Source organism: Streptomyces sp. NPDC057302, from assembly GCF_042667685.1.
Classification (GTDB): domain Bacteria; phylum Actinomycetota; class Actinomycetes; order Streptomycetales; family Streptomycetaceae; genus Streptomyces.
Genome location: NZ_JBHUZJ010000118.1, coordinates 1 through 21,329 on the forward strand (window position 1 = coordinate 1; position 21,329 = coordinate 21,329).

The 21,329-nt window shown below is 70.7% G+C and carries 17 protein-coding genes and 1 tRNA gene; 6 read left to right on the forward strand and 12 right to left on the reverse strand.

From position 1 onward, the window contains the following. Positions 1-43 precede the first annotated feature (43 nt). Both ACFUPX_RS41425 and ACFUPX_RS41430 read right to left on the reverse strand, forming a co-directional pair. Positions 44-823: an SURF1 family protein gene (locus ACFUPX_RS41425; RefSeq protein ID WP_383334421.1), complete on the reverse strand. Its 780-nt coding sequence runs from the start codon at positions 821-823 to the stop codon at positions 44-46. Positions 824-926: 103 nt separating this feature from the next. After that, positions 927-2,765, reverse strand: a complete 1,839-nt coding sequence (locus ACFUPX_RS41430) for a prolyl oligopeptidase family serine peptidase (RefSeq protein ID WP_383334423.1) — start codon at positions 2,763-2,765, stop codon at positions 927-929. A 71-nt stretch (positions 2,766-2,836) separates the two neighbouring features. Here ACFUPX_RS41430 and ACFUPX_RS41435 point away from each other — a divergent pair, with 71 nt between their 5' ends. Next, entirely contained in the window at positions 2,837-3,670 is an 834-nt protein-coding gene (locus ACFUPX_RS41435; RefSeq protein ID WP_383334425.1) for a class I SAM-dependent methyltransferase, read from the forward strand. A gap of 30 nt (positions 3,671-3,700) precedes the next feature. On the opposite strand, the gene ACFUPX_RS41440 is transcribed toward ACFUPX_RS41435, so the two are convergent. Together ACFUPX_RS41440 and ACFUPX_RS41445 are read right to left on the reverse strand one after the other, a co-directional pair. Next, positions 3,701-4,297, reverse strand: a complete 597-nt coding sequence (locus ACFUPX_RS41440; protein ID WP_383334427.1) for a hypothetical protein — start codon at positions 4,295-4,297, stop codon at positions 3,701-3,703. Positions 4,298-4,498: 201 nt separating this feature from the next. Next, positions 4,499-5,005 (reverse strand): MarR family winged helix-turn-helix transcriptional regulator, encoded by a 507-nt coding sequence (locus ACFUPX_RS41445; protein WP_383334429.1) that lies wholly within the window; start codon positions 5,003-5,005, stop codon positions 4,499-4,501. 171 nt (positions 5,006-5,176) lie between these two features. On the opposite strand from ACFUPX_RS41445, the gene ACFUPX_RS41450 reads away from it, so the two are divergent. Then, positions 5,177-5,770, forward strand: a complete 594-nt coding sequence (locus ACFUPX_RS41450) for a malonic semialdehyde reductase (RefSeq protein ID WP_383334431.1) — start codon at positions 5,177-5,179, stop codon at positions 5,768-5,770. Positions 5,771-6,153: 383 nt separating this feature from the next. Beyond that, a complete protein-coding gene (locus tag ACFUPX_RS41455; protein WP_383334433.1) occupies positions 6,154-7,407 on the forward strand; it encodes an MFS transporter in 1,254 nt (417 codons plus the stop codon). 27 nt (positions 7,408-7,434) lie between these two features. On the opposite strand, the gene ACFUPX_RS41460 is transcribed toward ACFUPX_RS41455, so the two are convergent. Together ACFUPX_RS41460 and ACFUPX_RS41465 are read right to left on the reverse strand one after the other, a co-directional pair. Next, positions 7,435-7,974 (reverse strand): hypothetical protein, encoded by a 540-nt coding sequence (locus ACFUPX_RS41460; RefSeq protein WP_383334435.1) that lies wholly within the window; start codon positions 7,972-7,974, stop codon positions 7,435-7,437. Positions 7,975-8,090: 116 nt separating this feature from the next. Continuing rightward, on the reverse strand, positions 8,091-8,540 hold the full coding sequence (locus ACFUPX_RS41465) for a DoxX family protein (RefSeq protein WP_383334437.1): 450 nt from the start codon (positions 8,538-8,540) through the stop codon (positions 8,091-8,093). A 177-nt stretch (positions 8,541-8,717) separates the two neighbouring features. Here ACFUPX_RS41465 and ACFUPX_RS41470 point away from each other — a divergent pair, with 177 nt between their 5' ends. Beyond that, positions 8,718-9,938 (forward strand): amidohydrolase family protein, encoded by a 1,221-nt coding sequence (locus tag ACFUPX_RS41470; RefSeq protein WP_383334439.1) that lies wholly within the window; start codon positions 8,718-8,720, stop codon positions 9,936-9,938. Between the two features lie 120 nt (positions 9,939-10,058). Here ACFUPX_RS41470 and ACFUPX_RS41475 read toward each other — a convergent pair whose 3' ends face one another. From ACFUPX_RS41475 to ACFUPX_RS41485, 3 genes are all read right to left on the reverse strand, one after another. Then, a complete protein-coding gene (locus ACFUPX_RS41475) occupies positions 10,059-10,991 on the reverse strand; it encodes an FkbM family methyltransferase (protein WP_383334441.1) in 933 nt (310 codons plus the stop codon). Between the two features lie 248 nt (positions 10,992-11,239). Continuing rightward, positions 11,240-12,004 carry a glycosyltransferase family 2 protein gene (locus ACFUPX_RS41480; protein ID WP_383334443.1) on the reverse strand — a complete coding sequence of 255 codons (765 nt, stop codon included), beginning with the start codon at positions 12,002-12,004 and terminating at the stop codon, positions 11,240-11,242. A 415-nt stretch (positions 12,005-12,419) separates the two neighbouring features. After that, positions 12,420-16,592: an AAA family ATPase gene (locus ACFUPX_RS41485; RefSeq protein WP_383334445.1), complete on the reverse strand. Its 4,173-nt coding sequence runs from the start codon at positions 16,590-16,592 to the stop codon at positions 12,420-12,422. A gap of 657 nt (positions 16,593-17,249) precedes the next feature. On the opposite strand from ACFUPX_RS41485, the gene ACFUPX_RS41490 reads away from it, so the two are divergent. Then, the gene (locus ACFUPX_RS41490; protein ID WP_383334446.1) at positions 17,250-18,452 is read left to right on the forward strand and encodes a serine hydrolase domain-containing protein; all 1,203 of its coding nucleotides are present in this window, start codon (positions 17,250-17,252) and stop codon (positions 18,450-18,452) included. Between the two features lie 94 nt (positions 18,453-18,546). On the opposite strand, the gene ACFUPX_RS41495 is transcribed toward ACFUPX_RS41490, so the two are convergent. The 3 genes from ACFUPX_RS41495 to ACFUPX_RS41505 all read right to left on the reverse strand — a co-directional run bounded on the left by ACFUPX_RS41495 (position 18,547) and on the right by ACFUPX_RS41505 (position 20,721). Beyond that, positions 18,547-18,620: transfer RNA gene (locus ACFUPX_RS41495), tRNA-Pro, on the reverse strand. A 46-nt stretch (positions 18,621-18,666) separates the two neighbouring features. Then, positions 18,667-19,422 carry a Pr6Pr family membrane protein gene (locus ACFUPX_RS41500; RefSeq protein WP_383334448.1) on the reverse strand — a complete coding sequence of 252 codons (756 nt, stop codon included), beginning with the start codon at positions 19,420-19,422 and terminating at the stop codon, positions 18,667-18,669. 369 nt (positions 19,423-19,791) lie between these two features. Further along, entirely contained in the window at positions 19,792-20,721 is a 930-nt protein-coding gene (locus ACFUPX_RS41505; RefSeq protein ID WP_383334450.1) for a metallophosphoesterase, read from the reverse strand. A gap of 75 nt (positions 20,722-20,796) precedes the next feature. Between ACFUPX_RS41505 and ACFUPX_RS41510 the strand changes: the two genes are divergently transcribed. Further along, positions 20,797-21,261 carry a GatB/YqeY domain-containing protein gene (locus tag ACFUPX_RS41510; protein ID WP_383334452.1) on the forward strand — a complete coding sequence of 155 codons (465 nt, stop codon included), beginning with the start codon at positions 20,797-20,799 and terminating at the stop codon, positions 21,259-21,261. The last annotated feature ends 68 nt before the right edge of the window (positions 21,262-21,329 follow it).

The following is a 21,329-nucleotide window of genomic DNA, read 5'->3' on the forward strand; positions in this document are numbered from 1 at the left end:
GGCCCTTCGTGGGGTCCAGCCCGGCCGGCGTCTCTGTGCGGGTCTAACTCTCCGGCAGAAGCCCCAGCTCGGCGTCGCGCGCGAACTCCCGCTCCCGCCGGAACAGCCGGAACCACATGAAGACGACGAACCCGGCGAAGACGAACCACTCACCGGTGTAGCCGAGGTTCTGGAAGGCCTTGAGGTCGAGTCCGGAGTTCTCCGGAGCCGCCGCCGGTACCGCCTTCATCCCGGAGTCGCCCTTCTCCAGGGTGACCCAGGCGTCGTACACATTGCCCTGGACCAGGTTCACCAGCGAGGCCGCGCTGATCGCGCCGAGCTGCCCGTCCGGCAGCCCTCCGGCCGCGCTGACCCCGTTCGACCCGGGGCTCTCGGAGGCCTGCAGCGCGCCCGTCACGGTGACCTCGCCGGGAGGCGCCGCGGGGGCCTTCGCCGCGTTCGCGTGGCCGGGGAGCCAGCCGCGCACGACGGGCAGGTCCTTGCCGTTGCCGGTGTGCAGGAGCGTCAGGACGTAGTAACCGGGCTTGTCGTCCAACTCGCGGTCCGGCACAAGGAGTTGCTTGCCGTACCGCCCCGTCGCGGATGCGCGCTCGCCGGACGTCTTCTGGTCCACGGGGAGAAGCGAATCCAGCGGCCGGGGCTTCGCCTCGGACCGGGAGGGGGCCGACTGCCGGTCCGCCTGCTTCTGCGCGGCGTCATGCGCCTCGACGCGGTCCTCGAACCGCCCCAGCTGCCATGACCCCATGAAGATGCAGACGGGGATGGCCAGCAGTACGAAGACGTTGATCCCCCACCAGCGGGGCGTCAGCAGGAACCGGTACACACCCCCACGGTACGGGGGCGCCCGTGGGGGACCGGCCGCGGGGTTGGCGAACCCACCACCGCCCCGCGGCCAAGCCTCCGCCTCCCCGCGGCCAAGCCTCCCGCTAGCGGAGGTGCCGCTCGGCGAAGTCCAGTTCCAACCGCACCTGCTTGATCCGCTCGTCCACGACGAGTGAGCCGTGCCCCGCGTCGTACCGGTACACCTCGTGCACCGCGTCCCGCGCCTTGAGCCGGTCCACGTAGTTCTCGACCTGGCGGATCGGGCAGCGCGGGTCGTTCACGCCCGCCGAGATGTAGACCGGCGCCTTCACCGCGTCCACGTACGTCAGCGGGGAGGAGGCCTCGAAGCGCTCCGGGACCTCCTCCGGCGTACCGCCGAGGAGCGTGCGGTCCATGGACTTCAGGGCTTCCATCTCGTCGTGGTACGCCGTCACGTAATCGGCGACCGGCACCGCGGCCAGGCCCACCGCCCACGCGTCGGGCTGGGTGCCGACGCCGAGGAGAGTGAGATAGCCGCCCCAGGAGCCACCGGCCAGGACGATGCGCTCCGGGTCCGCGAGGCCGGACGTCACCGCCCACTCCCGCACCGCCGCGATGTCCTCCAGCTCGATCAGGCCGACCCGGTGCTTCAGGGCGTCGGTCCACTCCCTGCCGTACCCCGTCGAGCCGCGGTAGTTCACCCGCACCACCGCGTACCCATGGTCGACCCAGGCTGCCGGGCCCGCGGCGAACGCGTCGCTGTCGTGCCACGTCGGGCCGCCGTGGATCTCGAAGACGGTCGGGAGCGGGCCGCTCGCGCCGGCCGGCTTCTGTACGAGGGCGTGGACCCGGCCCCCGGGGCCCTCCACCCACACGTCCTCCACCGGCACGGACGCCGGGGCCTTCATGCCCGGCGGGTCGAGCACGACGCCGCCCGTCGTCGAGCGCACCACCGGCGGCTCGGCGGCCGACGACCACAGGTACTCCACGCTGCCGTCCGGCCGCGCCGTCGCCCCCGACACCGACCCGGCGGGCGTCTCGACCTCGACGAGCTCGCGCGAGGCGAACACGTACCGGAACAGCTCGCTGCGGGCCTCGAAGCTGTGCGCGATGAGCAGGGCGGAGCCGTCCGGATACCACTCCGCGCTCACGTCACCCGGCAGGTCGAGCGCCAGGTCCGTCTCCTCGCCCGACGTCACGTCCCACACCATCGGCTCCCAGCGCCCGCGCCGCTGGTGCCCGACGAGCAGTCGCGTGTCCCCGGCGACCGGCGCGAAGCCGAGGACCTCCAGGCCCAGCTCGACCGTGCCGCCCTCGGTGTCGTCGAGCTCGGCGACCGTGGAGCCGTCCGGCCTGACCACGCGGAGGGTGGAGTGCATCGCGTCGCCGTGCTCCGTGTGCTCGACGGCGATCAGCGAGCCGTCGTGGGAGAGGTCGCCGACGCCCGCGGACTCGCGGTGGCGGTAGATCTCGACGGGCTCCGCGCCCGGCGACCGTACGACATGGATCGTCGAGCCCTCCTCGTCCGTCGAGCGGCCGACGACCGACATCTGTCCGTCGCGCGCGAGGGCGAGGCCCGACGGATACGAGGCTTCGAGGCCCGCCACCGCCGGTTCGTCGCTGCCGCCGCCCGCGAAGGGCTGGCGCATCCACACGCCGAACTCGTCGCCGTCCGTGTCGTTGAACCACCAGATCCATTCGCCGTCCGGCGAGAGCAGGCCGTCCGTCGTGCCGTTCGGCCGGTCCGTCACCTGGCGCTGCTCGCCGGTCGCGCGGTCCCATGCGTACAGCTCGTACGTCCCCGTCGCGTTCGACACGAACAAGGACCGGTCCGGGGCGTCCTCCGCCCAGTCGGGCAGCGACACCCGCGGCGCACGGAACCGCTTCTCCCAGTCAGGCAGCTGCGCGCCCCCGCCTTCCGTCGCACCCGACGTGTTCCCTGCACCCGCACCCAAGTCGCTCATGGACCCCATAGTGCACGCACACGCCGACAATCCGCTGGCGAGGGTCCCCAGCCTGTGGATAACTTTCTGGAATGTACTCACCGACCCCCTCCGACTGGCGCGAGGCCAACCGAAGACGCTGGGACGAGCGCGTCCCCCTCCACCTCGCCAGCGACTACTACGACCTCGAAGCCTTCCGCTCCGGCAAGGACCCGCTGCGCGATTTCGAGCTCGCGGAGGTCGGCGACGTCACCGGGCGCTCGCTGCTGCACCTCCAGTGCCACATCGGCCTGGACACCCTCTCCTGGTCCCGGCACGGCGCGTCCCGCGTGGTCGGGCTCGACTTCTCCGAGCCCGCGGTCGACGCGGCCCGCGACCTCGCCGCCGAGCTCGGCCTCACCGCCGACCAGGCGTCCTTCGTCGCCGCCGACGTGTACGACGCGGCGGACGCGGTGCCGGACTCCTCGTACGAAATCGTCTACACCGGGGTGGGAGCCCTGTGCTGGCTCCCCGACATCCAGCGCTGGGCCGAGACCGCGGCCGCGCTCGTCGCGCCCGGCGGGTTCCTCTACCTCGCGGAGTTCCACCCGCTCGCGGACATCCTCGACGACGCGACGGGCTCACGGATCGCGTACGACTACTTCGCCCGCGACGCCTGGATCGACGAGACCTCCGGCGGCTACGCGGACACGACCACCCCCACGGTCCACAACCGCAGCGTGGAGTGGCAGCACCCGGTGGGCGAGGTCGTCACGGCCCTGGCGTCGGCGGGCCTGCGCATCGACTTCCTCCACGAGCACGACACCACGCTCTTCGAACGCTTCGGCAGCCTCGAACTCCGCGACGGCGTCTACCAGTTCCCGGTGGACCGCCCGCGCATCCCCCTCATGTACTCCCTGCGGGCGAGCAAGGCGCGACGCCGGTAGAACCACTGAACCCGCTGATCCACCCCCCGGTCAGAGCGTCCCCGCCGGCCGCATCCAGCCCTCCCACACGAGCCCGTCCGGGGCCGGGGCCTCGGTCTCTCCCCGGCGGGGCGGTGCCGTCGATCCCGGCGCCCCCGGGTCGAACTCCCCGAGCTTCGTCCAGCCCCACGACCGCAGGACCTCCCGCCCCAGATCGTCGTCCCGCTTGATGACCGCGACGACCAGATCCGTGGCGTGCCGGATGAGGAGCAGCGTGCGCAGGCGGTCCGAGACGCCCTGGCGCCGGTAGGCGGGCACCACCATCAGCTCGGTCAGGATGAAGACCCGGCCCGAGGCCGTACGTTCCTCCACCTCAGGGGGGAGGACGCCGCGGAACCCCTCCCACCATTCGCCGGTGCGCGCGGCGCGGTAGCCGTAGAGGCAGCCGACCAGGCCCGCCGCGTCGGCGACGACCATGTCGAAGTCGGGCCGCTGCACGGTGTTCTCGAAAATGCGCAGGAATCCCTGCCGGTCCCGGTACTCGGCCCCGGCGTCTCCCTCGTAAGCCTCGACGTAGACGTCGGCGACCGCTTCCCGCTGCTGCTCGGCCTGCCACCGGCTCAGCCGCCGCAAGAACACCTCTGCCATTTCGTTCCTCCGCCCGCCCCCGTCGAGGGGGACCCCTCGACACCCCTCGACACCCCTGGACTCCGCATGGTGGCACCACGAAACGGTGAGCGGAACGGGGCGTCGGGTATACATCGCACCGGGTCAGTGCGGCGCGGGTCCACCGTGCGACGTTCGGGGCCCGGCATCAGGGGCCCGATCTGAGGGCCGCCGGGAACGACATCACTTGATGGAGGTGTCGCCGAGGGCCTCCAGCACCGGCCGGAGTGCTTCGGCGGCCTTCTCGACCAGCTCGCGGTCCACACCGGCGAGCAGCTGTGCGTAGTTCGCCAGATGGTCGCCGAAGGCGGCGCGGGTGACCTCGTGCCCGCGTTCGGTGAGGCGGATCTTGACGGTGCGCCGGTCCTCTCCGTCCCGCACCCGTTCCACCAGGCCCTTGGCCTCCATTTTGTCGATGCGGTTGGTGATAGTGCCGGACGACACCATGGAGGCCTTGAGGAAGGTCCCGGCGGTGAGGGCGTAGGGCGGCCCGGAACGCTGGAGCGTGGTGAGGACGTCGAACTCACCGGCATCCAGGCCGTGTTCGGCCGCGGTCGCCTTGACCGTCCTGTCGACCAGCAGGTCAAGCCGCTGGATGCGCCCGAAGAGCTGCACCGGCCAGAGGTCGTCCTCGGCGTCGGGCCGCTCCTCGACCCACTGGCCGACGATCGCGTCCACGGCGTCGCTCATCGCGTCACTCCTCTCGATACGGGCTATCTCAGTACAGACTCTACCAGTCTTAAGTCTCTTAGTTTCGAGATACTTGACTCTGAGAAAGTCGAATGCTCTTATCTCACTATCGAGATGGCCGAGATTGCCGAGATTGCTGAGACTGACGAGATCGAACGACAGGAGCACCCGATGTCCGAGCTGACCCTCCCCGCCGCCGCCCAGGACCTCCTCTTCCGTGAGGCGCGCACCGCCAACACCTTCACCGCGGAGCCGGTGACCGATGAGCAGGTCCAGGCGGTCTACGACCTGGTCAAGTACGCACCCACCGCGTTCAACCAGTCGCCGCTGCGGGTGGTTCTGATCCGCTCCACCGATGCCCGCGAGCGGATCGTGGACCTCATGGCCGAGGGCAACCGGCCGAAGACGTCGGCCGCCCCGCTGGTCGCGGTGCTCGCCGCCGACAACGAGTTCCACGAGGAACTCCCGGCGCTGCTCCCGCACTTCCCGCAGGCCAAGGACCTCTTCTTCGCCGACCGCTTGGTGCGGGAGGAGTCCGCACTGATCAACGCGACGCTCCAGGCCGCGTACTTCATCCTCGGTGTACGCGCGGCGGGGCTGGCCGCGGGGCCCATGACCGGGTTCGACTTCCCGGGCGTACAGAAGGAGTTCCTGGACGACGACCACACCCCGCTGATGGTCGTGAACATAGGCCGTCCGGGCCCGGACGCCTGGTTCCCCCGCTCACCGCGGCTCGCCTACGACCAGGTCGTCAGCGTCGCTTGAGCTGCGGGCTGCGGGCTGCTTGATCCGTACGCCGCTTGATCCGTACGCCGCTTGAGCTGCGGGCTGCTTGATCCGCGGGCCGCGTGATCCGTACGCCGCTTGAGCCGCAGGCCGCTTGAGCCGCGCGCAGCCGGAGCCCCGCCTCAGCCGCGGGCTGCTTGCTCCGCGGGCCGCTTGAGCCGCGCCCCGCCCGAGCCGCGGGCCGCTTGAGCCGCGCCCCGCCCGAGCCGCGCACCGCTTGAGCCGCGCCCCGCCCGAGCCGCGCACCGCTTGAGCCCCGCCCCGCCCGAGCCACGCCCCGCCTGTTCCGCGCGGCCCGCCGCCCCGGTGTCAGTGCCCTTCCCCGCCGACCGCCGCCACACCTTCCTTCAGGAGTCGCCAGCATGTCCGCCCCCGCCCAGATCCACCCCGCCCGTCTCCGCCCCCGCCCTCACACCCCCCGCACATCGCCCCGGCCCTCCACGCCCCGCCAAGTCCCGGCCCTGTGGCTGGCGTTGCTGGCCGCCCCCGTTGCCGCCAGCGCGAACGGCCCCGTCCTGATCCTCCCCGGCATGGCCGACTCGCTCGGCATCCGCACGGCCACCGCGACCTGGCTCGTCACGGTCTTCGCCTGGGCCATGGCCGTCGGCACCCCGCTGATGGCCGCCCTGCTCCGCCGCCGCGGCCTGGGCGCCACGCTCAAGCTGAGCGCCGCTCTGCTCGTGACCGGCACCGCGGTCCTCGCCGCGGCGCCCTGGCTGCCGCTCGCCATGGCGGGCAGGGCGGCGCAGGCCGCAGGGGGTGCGGGACTGGTCACCGCGGCGATGAGCCTGGCGGGTTCGGTCCGCCGGATGGGCGTGATCACCGCCGGTTTCGGAACGCTGGGGGCGGTCGGACCGCTGCTCGGCTCGACGATCGCGGGCGCCGCCTCCTGGCGGGTGTCCCTGGCCGTCGGCGCGGTCGCCCTCCTCGCCCTGCCCGCGGTGATGCGCCGCGCCGACCTGGCCGCTCCGCCCAGCGGCACACCCTTCGACGGCCGGGGCGCCGCCCTGCTGGTCCTGACGGCGACGTCCCTGGTGCTCATCCCGCGCTACCCGCTCCCGGCGGTGGCCGCCGCACTGGCGACGGGCGCGCTGCTGGCCCTGCACATCCGGTCCAACCCCACCGGCTTCGTACCGGCTTCGCTGCTGCGCACCCGGGTGTTCGTCCTGTCCGCCGCGCTCGCCTGCACCTTGGCGACCTCGTACTTCACCTTGCTCTTCACCGTCCCGCAGCTGCTGGGCGACCGCACGGACTGGTCGGCCTCGACGATCGGCACCGGCCAGCTGGCCGCCCTGCTCACCGGCTCGGCGCTCTCCATGGCGCTGGCGGCGGCATCGGCGCGCATGAGCCGCCCCCGGGTCGTGACGATCCTGCTCGGCGTCGGCGCACTCGCCCCGCTCACCGCCCTGCTGAGCCCCTGGGCGCCGCTGCTCCTGCTGGTCGCGACGCTGGCCGTCTTCGCCACCAGCGCGGGCCAGGCAACACTCGCGGTGTACGCGACGGGAGCCGCACCGGCAGCCCAACGCCCCACGGCCATCGGCCTGTTCAGCCTCTGCTACCAGCTCGGCGGCGCCTTCGGCCCGGCGATAGCAGCCGCGATCACCCTGGGCGGCTGAGGCTCAGATGCAGCCCAAGGATGCAGCTCAAAGGTGCAGCATGGACATCACTTCAGGGCTCCGCACACCGGTCTCCACGCTGGGTATGTCCTCGCCGGGCCGGATCCATCCCGCGTCTTCGGCGGCGGCCACGGCGGCTCGCTCCGCAGCGTCGGCTTCGGCGTTCAGGCCTTCGTCGACGCCCAGGGACCTGGCGCCCGCCGCGGCCCCGGCGGCGAGGGAAGCCTTGAGGGCCGCCTTGCAGGCGAGCGCGGACAACTCCGCCCCACCATCAACGCGTTGGCCCACCTGGGAAGCCTGGGCGGCGGACGAAGCCGCGTTCCTGGCGCAACGTGCGTCCGCGGCGGGGTCAGGTTCGCTCTCGGAGAGTACGGCGAGGGCCTGCGCCGCGACGCGGGCCGCGTGAGCCGCCTTCCACACGGCGTCCGCGTCGGCGGAGGCATTCCGCTCGACATGGCGGCTGAGGGCCGCCGCCCGCGCGGCCGCGCTCTCGGCACGTGCGGCGTGCCCCGCCTTGAGGGCTGCGGCCGTCGGCTCCCGCTCCGCGTCGTCGTTGTGCTCGTTCACCGGCACCTCCTTAATGGACGGCGAATGTGTCGGGCAGGGTGGCACGTCGCCGTACAACAGACCAGAGTCACGCGCGAACAGCCGGCCAGGCACGGGCAGCCCAACACGGACACCCCCTACGTGAAGAGCCCGAACGCATGGTCAAGTGACCAGACCTGCCAGGACATCGTGAAGAGCGCGACGGCGGAGATCAGCGCCATCATCAGGTTCTGCCCCTGCTCGCCCCAGTCGTGGATCATCAGCACGAGGTAGATCAGGTTCAGCGCGAGCCCGCAGACGAGGGCGATCGGCGTGAGGAACCCGACGATGAGGCCCAGCCCGAGGGCCAGTTCCGCGTAGGCGACGACGTACGCCATCGTGCGCGGCCGGGGCTTCACCACGACGTCGAAGCCCGAGCGTACGAAGGTCCAGCGATGCTTGTCGGCGATCCCCGCGGCCCAGTCGATACCGCCGCCCGTGAACCAGGTCTTCTTGTCCTTGTGGCGCCAGCTCTCCAGCCACCACAGGCCGAGCCCGATCCGAAGCACGGCGACCCATTCGGCTCCGCTGAGCCACATCGTCTCCATCGAGCGCCCTCCCTCAAGCTGACCTGACGGAGCGTCAGTTCACCGGATGCGGGCCGATCGCGCAAGGGGTCCAGTTTCAGGAGAGCTGTTGCCGTCACAGAGGTGAGCCCATAACCTCAATCTGATGGACCGTCAGATGCGTGTAAGGGAAACCGGCAGGTAGTAGGGGGCATAGCAGTGGACAACAACGAGGTCGGGGCCAAGGAGCTCCCCCGCGTCATCAGCGTGGACGACCACGTGATCGAACCCGCGCACCTCTTCGAGAAGTGGCTCCCGAGCAAGTACCGCGACCGGGGCCCCAAGCCCTTCACCGCAGGTATCGGCGAGCTCGAGTACATCGGCGGCAAGTACAAGTTCACGACGGACCCGGAAGGACAGGTCACCGACTGGTGGGAGTACGAGGGAGAGATCTTCCCGTACAAGCGCATCATCGCGGCCGTCGGCTTCTCGCGGGACGAGATGACGCTGGACGGCATCACGCGCGAGCAGATGCGCCGGGGCTGCTGGGATCCGACGGCCCGCCTGAAGGACATGGACATCAACCATGTCGAGGCCTCCCTCTGCTTCCCGACGTTCCCGCGCTTCTGCGGGCAGACCTTCTCCGAGGCGAAGGACAAGGAGGTCGGGCTCGCCTGCGTCCGGGCGTACAACGACTGGATGGTGGAGGAGTGGTGCGGTGACAGCCGCGGGAGACTGATCCCGCTGTGCCTCATCCCGCTCTGGGACGTGGACCTCGCCGTCGCCGAGATCAAGCGCAACGCCGCTCGCGGCGTGCGGGCGGTGACCTTCAGCGAGATCCCCACGCACCTGGGGCTGCCGTCCATCCACTCCGGCTACTGGGACCCGTTCTTCGCGGCGTGCGAGGAGACCGGCACGGTCGTGAACATGCACATCGGTTCGTCGTCGCAGATGCCGGCGGCTTCGCCCGACGCACCCCCTGCCGTCCAGGCCTCCCTGAGCTTCAACAACGCGATGGCCTCGATGATGGACTTCCTCTTCTCCGGGGTCCTGGTGAAGTTCCCGCGCCTCAAACTCGCCTACAGCGAGGGGCAGATGGGGTGGATCCCGTACGCCCTGGAGCGCGCCGACGACGTATGGGAGGAGCACCGGGCCTGGGGCGGCGTGAAGGACCTGATCCCCGAGCCCCCGTCGACGTACTACTACCGCCAGATCTTCTGCTGCTTCTTCCGGGACAAGCACGGTGTCGCCTCGATCGAGACCGTGGGTGTCGACAACGCCACCTTCGAGACCGACTATCCGCACGTCGACTCGACGTGGCCGCACACGAAGGCGGTGGCCGAGGACCACGTCGGCCACCTCCCCGCGGACGTGGCGTACAAGCTGCTGCGCGGGAATGCCATTCGTATGCTGGACCTGCCGTTCGACCGGGACCTGTAGGCGCGTCCACTCATGGCTCGTGGTGGGCCGGGAGCGGCCGGCTCCACCACCGGGCGGCGGGACCCGAAGCGAGCGGGCCGGCGCAGGGTCAGCGCTGGGTCAGCACAGCGTCGCGCCGGGTCAGCGCAAGGATTCGGCGTCGATACGGGAGAAGACCAGCTCGCTCTCGCCCACGATGGGACCGCGCCACCGCACCGGAGGCTCCGGCCGCCGAAGGGCACGGGGGTAGTTTTCCGGCCTGTAGTCGGTGGGCAGCCGGTAGGTGTGAAAGCCGTGCCGGGCCATGGTCTCCATCAACTCCTCGATCGAATCGCCCAGTTGGACCATCCGGTCCGGAGTGACCTCCACGGCGATCTCCACATCGGGGCGAAGCTGTCCCAGGGCGGGGGCCAGCCCTCTGATGACTCCGCCCTCGGCACCCTCCACGTCGATCTTGATCACGCGGGCCTCGGCGAGCTCGTCTGCGTCCAGGATCTCGGGCAGGGGCCGGGCCTCCATGTCGAAGCTCGACTCCGCGGGGCCGTCGTACGGGACGATCGAGTTCGCCCCCATGTTGTTCGAGCTGGCGAGCACGAAGGTCAGCTTCTTGTGGCTGTCGGAGACCGCGGCGTTGACCGCGCGGACGTTGCTGCAGCCGTTGAGCCTGACGTGCTCCAGCACGCGGTCGTGGAAGGTGGGGGACGCCTCGATGGCCACCACCCGGCCCGCGCTGCCGACGAGCCGCGAGCCCAGGATCGCGAAGTAGCCGATGTTGGCACCCACGTCGACGAACGTGTCCCCGGCGCCCAGTCGGCCCCGCAACCACCGCGTCATGTGCGGTTCCCACACGCCGAACAGGCTGATGTAGCGCTGGATGAGGTCGCGGGAGTCGCAGGCGAAGCGGGCTCCGAACCGCGCCTCGACCACGCGCCGGCGCGGATGGTCACGCAGGTACGGATTGAGGTACCGGGCGGCGAGCGGCCCCTTGAGCAGCGAGCCGGGCGCGTTGCGCACGTAGCCGCGGCCGAGGGTGGCCAGCAGTTCCGGGGCGGGGCGGGGGGAGGCAGGAGACATAGCGGTGACCGTACGGAGTCCGGCGCGACCGCGGCAAGATCCGCAGAGCCGCTCCGGGGCGCGGATCACCCCTCCGTAGCGCTGAGGCGGGCCTAGCCGAGCCGATCAGAGCCAAGCTGAGCCGATCAGAGCCAAGCTGAGCCAAGCCGAGCCGATCAGAGCGAGCCGAGCCAAGCCAAGCCGATCCGACCAGAGCCAAGCCAAGCCGACCCGATCAACGCGAGCCAAGCCGACCCGACCCGACCCGATCAACGCGAGCCGAGCGGGTAGCGCCACTGGAAGGACGCAAGTGCGCGCGCCCTGGCCTCGATCACGGCCATGCGGGCTGCGCGCTCCGCCGTGTCGACGTGCGCGGCCTGGCTGGTCGCCTGGCCCTCCCACTTGCGGTAGAGCAAGCCGACCTCGGACGAGAACCAGCCGCGTGAGGTCGAGTTCAGGGCCAGCAGGAGGCCCGTGTCCTCGGATGCGGGCAGGGCCATCCAGCCGCCGAGGGCCACGAGCAGGTCGCGGCGGACGAAGAGCGTCGCCGGGTGGACCTGGGCGAGGTAGTCGTGAGAAGCCCAGTGATCGAGCACCGCCTGGCGCTCGATCGGACCCTGCTCGGGGTCGCCGGGGAAACCGGCGGTGGACCCGTCGGGGAGCAGGTCGAGCACACGTGACGTCGCCCAGCCGATGGTCCGATCGGCTTCGAGGGCCGCGAGGTCGCGGGCCAACGCGCCCGGCGTGAGCTGGTCGTCGGCGTCCAGGACCTTGACGTACTCACCGTCCGACGCGTGCGCCAGGGCGATGGTCCGGGCGACCCCGGGGCCTCCGGAGCGGCCCTGCTTGAACGTGATCCGGGCGTCGGCGGGGACCTGGGGCGCGACCTGGTCGGTCGTCCCGTCCTCCTGGATCAGCCAGTGCCATTCCCACCCGGCGGGCAACTCCTGCTCGCGCAGGGACGCGTACGCGGTGGCCAGGAAGTGCGCCGAGGGGGCATGGACGGCCGTGACGATGATGATGCGCCGGGTCACGACCCGCCACCTTTCCAAGTGAACCGAAGGGCCGGGCAGCCTCTCGGCTTCGGGCGTTCACCCTATTCGCTATCGGGTCGGTCAGCCGGGTCGGATCTGCCTTATGCAAGGTGCGCTCTCAAGAAGCATGGCCCAACCACCCAGTTGGTACGGACATATATGGCCGCCCATGCCTCAATTTCGGCCAGCGGGCCCGCAGCGCCGAAAAGCATCGACAACTGGACGCCTTATGGGGTGGCGAGCCCACGAAAGCGCCCGACCGCTGGCGACGGGGGATGCACCAGCGATCGGGCTGTGGCCAACCGTACAAGGCCGCCCGGGCAAGGGGAGGAAAGTGCTCCGTCGAAATGTCGAGTTGTGACCGGGATCACGCTGGGTGATCCGCTGGGGAGGGCTGTCGGCCGACCGGCGAACGCTAGTCGTCGCAGGGTGGCGCGTACGAGAGGCGCGGCAGATACTCGCGCCATTTCTCCTGCGTGAGAACGCCCCGAGTGGTCGAGCAAATGCGGCGTATCGCCTGGTCGGTGTCCAAGTTCCAAAGGCGGACCGTATCCGTGCCGCTCGAAACTCCGAGCATCTCGCCGTGCGGACTGAACGACAGGAAACTGCCGGTCTTGGCGTTGGGACTCATGGACTGGCCGATGGGGGAGGCGTCGGCGGGGTGCGAGACGTCCCAGAGGCGGACCGTGTTGTCGTTGCCGCCGCTCGCCAGCGTGCGGCCGTCCTGGCTGTACGTCAGCGACACCACCGCGTCGGTGTGGCCGGTGAGCGGAGGGCGCAGCTGGGCCGCGTCGAGCGGGTCGGTGACGTTCCACAGCCGTACGGTGCCGTCGTCGCTCGCGCTGGCCAGCGTACGGCCGTCCGGGCTGTAGGCGAGCTGGTTGATGGGGCCCAGGTGCCCCTTGAGAGGACGGCCGATCCGGGCGGTGTGGCGCGGCTCGGACACGTTCCAGAGCCGGATCGTGCCGTCCGCGCTGGCGCTGGCGAGAGAGTGACCGTCCTTGCTGAAGACGAGGGAGTTGACGTAGCCCTTGTGCCCCGTGAGCGGCGCGCCGAGCTTCCGGAGCCGGGACGGGTCGCTGACGTCCCACAGCTGAATGGTGCGGTCGGTGTTGGGCGTTGCGAGCGTGCGCCCGTCCGGGCTGAAGGCCATCGCGGCCGCGAACCGTGTCCGCAGGGCGACGGGCGGCCCGTAGGGGACAGGGTGCGCCGGGTCGGTGACGTTCCACAGCTGCACCGCGTGGTTTCCCGTCAGCACCGCGAGCGTGTGGCCGTCGGGGGAGAACACCGGCGAACGCACGTCCCCGTCACCGGGCTTGAACGGTTTGCCCATCGCCACCGGCCTGTTGGGGCGCTCCACGTTCCACAGCCGGAGCTGGTCGTCCCGCCCGGCCGTGGCGAGCACCTTCCCGTCGGGGCGGAACACCGCGATCCTGCCGACCATGTCCGACGTCGGTATCGACCACAGGCGGACCTTGTTGTCGCCGCTCCCCGTGGCGAGGGTCCGTCCGTCGGGGCTGAAGCCGAGGGCGTATATCTCCCCGCTGGTGCCCGCGAGGGACTCGCCGACCTGCGAGGGGTGCGCCGGATCGCGGACGTTCCACAGGCTCACCGTGCTGTCCGCGCTGGCGGCCGCGAGCATCGTCCCGGCGGGGTTGAAGGACACCGACCACACGGCGCCGGTGTGACCTGTGAGCGGTGCGCCGAGCGACTTCGCACGGCGTGGATCGGTCACTTTCCAGAGGCGGATGGTGTTGTCCCTGCTGCCGCTGGCGAGCGTGCGCCCGTCGGGGCTGAACGCCACCGAGTGCACCGTGCTCGTATGGCCGCTCAGTCCCTCGCCGATCGACTTCGGACGGCGCGGATCGGCGATGTTCCACAGCCTGATCGTGCCGCTGTCACCACCGGCCGCCAGCGTGCGCCCGTCCGGGCTGAAGGCCACGGAGCGCACGGCGGCGGTGTGGCCGGACAGCGCGCCGAGCGACTTCGGCCGGTTCGGGTCGTGCACGTCCCACAGCCGTACGGTGTGGTCGTCGTCGGCGGATGCCAGCGTGCGTCCGTCCGGGCTGAAGGCGACCAGATAGATCGCGCCCGCGTGAGCGTCGACGGGCGCCCCCAACGAACGCGGGTGGGCGGGATCCCGGACGTCCCACAGCCGGACCGTGCCGTCGTCCGAAGCGGTGGCGAGGGTGTCGCCGTCCGGGCTGAAGACCGCGCTGCTCACCCAACTCGTGTGCCCGGTCAGGGGTTTGCCCAGGGGCTTGGCGCGCGAGGGCTCCGACACGTCCCACAGGCGTACGGTCCGGTCGTAGCTGGCGGTGGCGAGGGTCCGCCCGTCCGGGCTGAACGAGGTGAGGTAGACGGCGCCCTTGTGGCCGAGGAGCGGGGTGGCCAGCGGCGCGTTCACGATCGAGAGCAGCCGGTTCTTCGTGCTCTCGTCGTCCGGCCGCAGATTGTGCGCCACCAGGTCGAGTTGGGCGGACAGGGACGGATCGGTGTGCTGGGCACGATCCGCCTCGGCGACGACCTGCTGGAACACCGCGTCGTCCCGCTGCTGCCACGCGACCACCGCGGACACGACGGCCACCATGGCCAGCACGACCAGGGCCGCCACCGCGCCCCGAATGATCAGGACGGTGCGCCTACGAAGCTTCGCCGACGCGGCAAGGAACTCCACCGCGCCCCGGGTCAGGAACGTGCCGCTCGCGGTCTTCCGCCAGGCGCGGGCCTGCTCCAGGCGGGAACCCCGGTAGAGCAGCGACGTATCGCGCTCGGAGTCCTCCCAGGTCCTGCCGTCCTCCTCGAGCCGCTGCCGCAGCAGGTTGTCGTTCCTGTCCTCGTCGATCCAGTCGCGCAGCCGGGGCCAGGCGTGGAGCAGCGCCTCATGGGTGATCTCCACGGTCTCCGAGTCGAGCGTCACCAACCGGGCGCGTACGAGGGCTTCGAGCGACTCGTCCGTCTTGCCGGGGTCCGTCGACTCCTCCGCCAGCTGCCGCCGCGTCCCCCGTCTACGGGTCGCGTGGGTGTCCTCGCCGAGCCGCACCAGCCTGAGCAGGAGCAGCCTCGCGGCCGTGCGCGCCGCCGGGTCGAGATCGGACCAGGCACGCTCGGCGCTCGCCGCCACGGCTCCCTGGATGCCTCCCGCGGCGCGGTAGCCGGCCAGGGTCAGCCGGCCCGTCTTCCGCCGCTGCCAGGTGGCGAGCAGGGCATGGGAGAGCAGCGGCAGAACTCCCGCGTCGTGCACCCCGCGGGGCCCGTCCGCGCTCACTTCCCGGACGATCAGCTCCGCGAGCCCCGCTTCGAACTCCAGCCCCACGGCCTTGGCCGGCCCGGTCACGGCGTCACGCAACTCCGTGGCGGTCAGCGGCCCGAGCACCATGTGCCGGTGCTGCAGGGCGTCGGCGAGTTCGGGGTATCTGAGGCACTGCTCGTAGAAGTCGGCGCGTATACCGAGGACCACGAGGGCGGGAGCGGGGCCGCGGTCCTCACCGGGGGAGCACGCGGCCTGCAGCAGCTGGATGAAGGTGCGCTTGCTCGCCTCGTCGGAGGAGAGGGTGAACGTCTCCTCGAACTGATCGACGATGAGGACGGGACGGCCGCCGGGGGACGTCTGGCGCTGCGCCCAAGCGGTGACGGCGTCTCGCACGGCGTTCGCGAATTGCGGGGTGCCGAGTTCTGCCCCTGCCACTGCTGCCGGTCCCTCGGCGGCGGCAGGAGAGGCAGGAGAGGCGGGAGAAGCAGAAGAAGCAGGGAGGGCGTGCGCGAGCTCGGGTATCTGCCGGGTGAGCTCGGCGAGAGGGTCACTTCCCGGCACGAGCTGCAGTACGGGGCCCGCGACGGGTCCTGTTACGGGTCCGGCTGCGGTGCCCGCTACGGGTCCGGCCATGGATCCGGCCATGGATCCGGCCATGGGCCCGGCTACGGGTCCGGCTACGGGCCCTGCCTCGCTCCCTCCGTCGCTCAGGGCGGCCCCATTCCTCAGCGCGGGCACGAGGCCGGCGTTGAGGAGGGAGGACTTCCCGGCACCTGACGCGCCCACGAGCATGACCAGGCCGCCGGTCTTCTCCGCGGCGCGGAGCTGAGCGACGAGGGCATCCGTGCTGCGCTCGCGCCCGAAGAACCAGCGGGCGTCCTGCTGCCGATACGAGGCCAGCCCACGGTAGGGACAGACACCGGGGTCGGCGGTCAGCCCCTCGACCCGAAGCCGTTCCTCGTCGTCCGCGGAGGTCGGTGCGGCGCGACCGCTGACCGGGTCGGCCACCGCGCGCTCCCACAGGAGCTGCCACTGGGCCATGTCGTACAGCCCCGCGGACACCGGCGCGGGCTGCTCGCGCCGCGCTTCGGGTATGAGGACATGGAGTACCGCCGAGAGGGCAGCAAACTGTGCAGGCACGTTCTTGGCGCGTCGCCAGTCGCTGATCCGCTGGGCGGACACGCGCACGGTCCGCCCTCGTTCGTCGACCCGCTGGTGCCGGACGACCGCCTCGGCCACGCGTTGGAGGGGAGGGTTGCCGGCTTCCTTGTACAGCAGCGCGAGACGCTCCGCGAAGGCTGTGCGTGCCCCTGAGTGGGAACTCAAGGCCTCCACCCCTTACTTCCCCCGCACCTGAACATCCGGACCGGAAAACTCACCCTATACGGCTGACCTGCGGTTAAGACGTCCGGATGACGATGGAACCTCCTCCTCCATGGCCTCAACTGGCAGGATCGCGATTCAGTAGCGAACCAACCGCGCAGCGTCAGGGCAGGTCACCAGCTCGGGGCAACTCGCAGAGGTGACTCGCGACGCCGCATGGCCTCGGCTGGTTTCGCCGATCGCCTCCGGACCGTTGTCACTTGGACTACGGATCCGTCTTTCCTCGATCCGCGCCGATACGCCGACATGGCGGGGATCGATGCAGTCCGTCGTTCGGCACCGGTCCCCACAGGGGAGGGACCGGTGCCGAAACGACGCGGCGGCGCGCGAGAACCCGCCCCCGCCCTCGGCCCTCCCCGGCCCCCGCCTCCCCGGCCCCTCTCGCCCGTGAAGCTGACCGGTTAGCCAGAGGTGCCCGGCCGATGCGCGGGGTGGCGCCGAACGAGTGGACTTCCTGACACAGAGGACGGTCGCGCCTGCGACGCGGGCAGAGCTGGTGATGTTCATGACGCTTCGCCCCTGTCTCCCCGTCTCCGCCCCCTGTCTTCCCGTCTCCGCTCTCCCCCCTGTGCTGTCTCCGCTCCCCCTGTCTGGAAGAGGCGCCCCCGAATGAGACGTTCCACCTCCCGCCGTATCGGTACCTTCTGCGCAGCGCTGCTCGTCGCGTCGTTGTGGGCGCCGACGGCGGCCCAGCCCGCCGCGGCCGATCAGCGGCCGATCGCCGCGCACCCCGACAAGGGCGACTGCCCGAACAGCCTGGGCCGCAAGCTCACGTCCCGCCTGGACAAGGCCATGAACGACGTCGGCAGGAAGGCGGACATCCCGGGGGCCGTCGTCGGTCTGTGGATGCCGGGCAAGGGCTGCTACGTCCGGTCCATGGGCGTCGCCGACACCAGGACGGGCGAGCCGATGGCCGCCGACTCCTTCGTACGGATCGGCAGCGAGACCAAGACGTTCACCGTCACCGCGCTGCTCCAGCTCGTGGACGAGGGCCGGGTCAAGCTGGACGACCCGATCTCCACCTACGTCAAGGGCGTGCCCAACGGCCGCCGCATCACGCTGCGCCACCTCGCGGAGATGCGCAGCGGCCTGTTCCCGTACACCGAGGACGCAGCCTTCGTCCACGACCTGCTGAGCGACCCGCAGCGCAGCTTCACCCCGCGAGAGTCCCTCGCGTACGGCTACAAGCACCGCAACACTTCAGCTCCGGGCAAGAAGTTCCAGTACTCCAACTCCAACTTGATCCTGCTGGGCCTGGTGATCGAGAAGGTGAGCGGCCACAGCCTGGCGGACGTCATCCACCACCGAGTACTGCACCCGGCACACCTGCGCCACACACTGTTCCCACAGGGCAACGAGTTCCCTCAGCCCCACCCGCGCGGCTACACCGACCAGACCCTGAGCGGTGAGGTGGCGGACGCGACGAACTGGAACCCCAGCTGGGGCTGGGCGGCAGGGGCGATGATCTCGAACCTGCACGACCTGCGCCTCTGGGCGAAATCGGTCGCCACCGGCCAACTGCTCAGCCCGGGAACCCAGAAGCAGCGGCTCAAGACACTCCCCACCGGCATCCCCGGCACCACCTACGGCCTGGGCATCCTCAAGACCCACGGCTGGATCGGCCACAACGGCTCCATCCCGGGCTACGAGACGGTGACGGTCTACCTCCCCTCGCAGAAGGCCACCCTGGTCGTCATGATGAACACCGACATCCTGAGCAAAAACCAGGAGCCATCCACGCTGCTGGCCCGCGCGATCACAGCGGTAGCCACCCCGAAAAACATCTACGACGGCTCGGCCACCGCGCCGTAGCCTCCCGGCCTGGAAGACACCCAGACAGACACGCACACAGAAACAGGTGAGGCACCTACGGATTCCGTAGGTGCCTCACCTGGTGTTTCAGCTGTCGGGGTGGCGGGATTTGAACCCACGACCTCTTCGTCCCGAACGAAGCGCGCTGCCAAGCTGCGCTACACCCCGATGTCGTTGCTCCACTGGCCCGCTGCGCGGGTCGTGGCGACATCGATTACTTTAGCGGACCGGCGGCCGGAGACGAAATCCGGTTTTCGAGGCTTGGGCCACGGGCCCCGCGGCCCCGGAGACCAGGGCGGATCCGGTCCAGGCCGACGAGCAGCAGGGCGAGCGCGTAGAAGGCCAGGCCGAAGAAGACGGCGTTGGCCAGGACCCCCGCGTAGCCGTGTGCCTCGACGTCCAGGAACGGGTAGGGGTAGCGGGCCGGTGAGCCCGGGGGCATGATCGCGCCGCGGGTCAGGGCAAAGGCCAGGTAGGCGAGCGGGTAGAGCATCCACTGGGCCGCGTGGTGCAGGCGGAGGCCACCGGGGCGGGTGAGCAGGAGCCAGTCGAGGAGTGCGCCTATCGGGGTCACCGTGTGCAGGAGGTGGTTGGACAGGGAGTGCCAACCGGAGAGCCTCTCGACGTCGTCCGTCATGGCGAAGCCGCTCGAGTCGTCGGCCAGGACGAAGTGGTAGACGAGGCCCGTGATCAGGATGAAGAGGAGCGTGCCGCCGGTCAGGAGCCCAGGCAGCGGGCGTTGGCCCCGCCAGGCGCGCAGGGCGGAGAAGGCGAAGACCACCGCCAGCAGCACGTTGCTCTGAATGGTGAAGTAGCTGAGCACCCGCAGTGGGCTGCCGATGACCAGGTCGATCACGATACCGATGACCGCGGCCAGGGCGACCAGTGCCCGGAAGGCCGCGGTCACGGGGCGGCGCGGGCGCGGTACGACCGCCTCCGCGGGGGCGGTCGACGAGGTCCGCGTGATCATGTCCCCACGGTAAGCAACGCTCAGCGGGTCCGCCTGTCAGCCGTCCGCCGGCCCCGCCCACCCGCCGGTCAGGCTGTCAGCCCGTCCGCGGGGCGTCCCGTTCGCCCGTCCGCCGGTCAGGCTGTCCGCGCGGCATCCCGTCCGCCCGTCCGCCGGTCAGTCCGTCCACCCGGTAGCCGTCCGCCGGCCCGGCCCGTCAGCCCAACCACCGGCCCGCCTCCCCCGGGGCGCACCCACGCGGCAACGGCCCGTAACACCGGGCCATCAGCATCAGCCGCGCAGGAGCAGGAGCAGGAGCAGGACGCCAGGGCCCGAACCTCGACCGCCCAAGCCCCGACCGCCCCAGCCCCAGCCCCAATCAGTCGCCCCTCAACCCCGCCCCGCAGTCAACGTAAGCAGCGTCGCCTCCGGAGGGCATGCGAAGCGCATCGGGGTGTAGCGGTTGGCGCCGCAGCCCGCTGAGACGTGCATGTACGACTTCCGGCCCTCCGCCTCGTGCGTCGACAGGCCCTTCACGCGCGCCGCGTCCAGATCGCAGTTGGTGACCAGCGCCCCGTAGAAGGGGATGCAGATCTGGCCGCCGTGGGTGTGGCCCGCGAGGATCAGGGGGTAGCCGTCGGCCGTGAAGGCGTCGAGCGCGCGCAGGTACGGGGCGTGCACGATGCCCATCGAGAAGTCGGCGCCCGCGTCGGGACCGCCCGCCACGCTCGCGTACCGGTCGCGCTTGATGTGCGGGTCGTCCAGGCCGGTGAGGCCGATCTCGTAGCCCTCGATCTTCAGCGCGCCCCGCGTGTTCGTCAGGTTCACCCAGCCCGCGGCGTCGAAGCCCTCGCGCAGGCCCTCCCACGGGTTGTGGATCACGCCGACCACGGGTGCGTTGCCGTTCAGACCGTGCCTGCCCTGCGACTTCTCGACCAGGTAGCGGGCGGGGTTGCGCGGCTTGGGTCCGTAGTAGTCGTTCGACCCGAAGACGTACGCCCCGGGGAACTGCATCAGCGGGCCGAGCGCGTCCAGCGTCTCCGGCACGCCCTCGGGGTCGGAGAGGTTGTCCCCGGTGTTGATCACGAAGTCGGGGCGCAGACCCGCGAGCGAGCGCAGCCAGCGCTGCTTCCTGCGCTGCCCGGACACCATGTGGATGTCCGACACCTGGAGGACTCTGAGGGGCCGCATCCCCGGCGGGAGGACCGGCACCGTGATCCGTCGCAGGCGGAAGAGGCGGGGTTCGATGCCCACCGAGTAGGCCAGACCGGCGGCGGCCGTCGCCGTGATTCCCAGAGGTACTGCGTATCGCGCGCGCATCCACCCATCGTCTCAGACCCGAAGGCCCCGTAAATCTGCGGGCGTCGGGCCGTACGCACCTGCGACAATCACCGCATGACCACGCTCAAGTCGAAGCTCCAGGAAGACCTCACCGCCGCTATCAGGGGGCGTGACGAGCTGCGCTCCTCGACGCTCCGGCTGACCCTCACCGCCATCACGAAGGAGGAGGTCTCGGGCAAGACGGCCCGCGAGCTCTCCGACGACGAGGTGCAGAAGGTCATCGCCCGCGAGGCGAAGAAGCGCCGCGAGGCCGCGGAGGCCTTCGCCGACGGCGGCCGTCCCGAGCAGGCCGAGAAGGAGAAGGCGGAGGGCGAGATCCTCGCCGAGTACCTGCCCAAGCAGCTCTCCGAGGACGAGCTCCAGGCGATCGTCGCCCAGGCCGTCGAGGAGGCCAAGGCCGCCGGAGCCGAGGGTCCGCGTGCCATGGGCCAGGTCATGAAGATCGTGAACCCGAAGGTCGCGGGCCTGGCCGAGGGTGGCCGCGTCGCCGCCGTGGTCAAGAAGCTGCTCGCGGGCTGACAGAGGGCCAGTAGCCGTCAGTCGTTGGTGTCAGTACGTGGATGAGGGCGCCCCCAAGAGACTGGGGG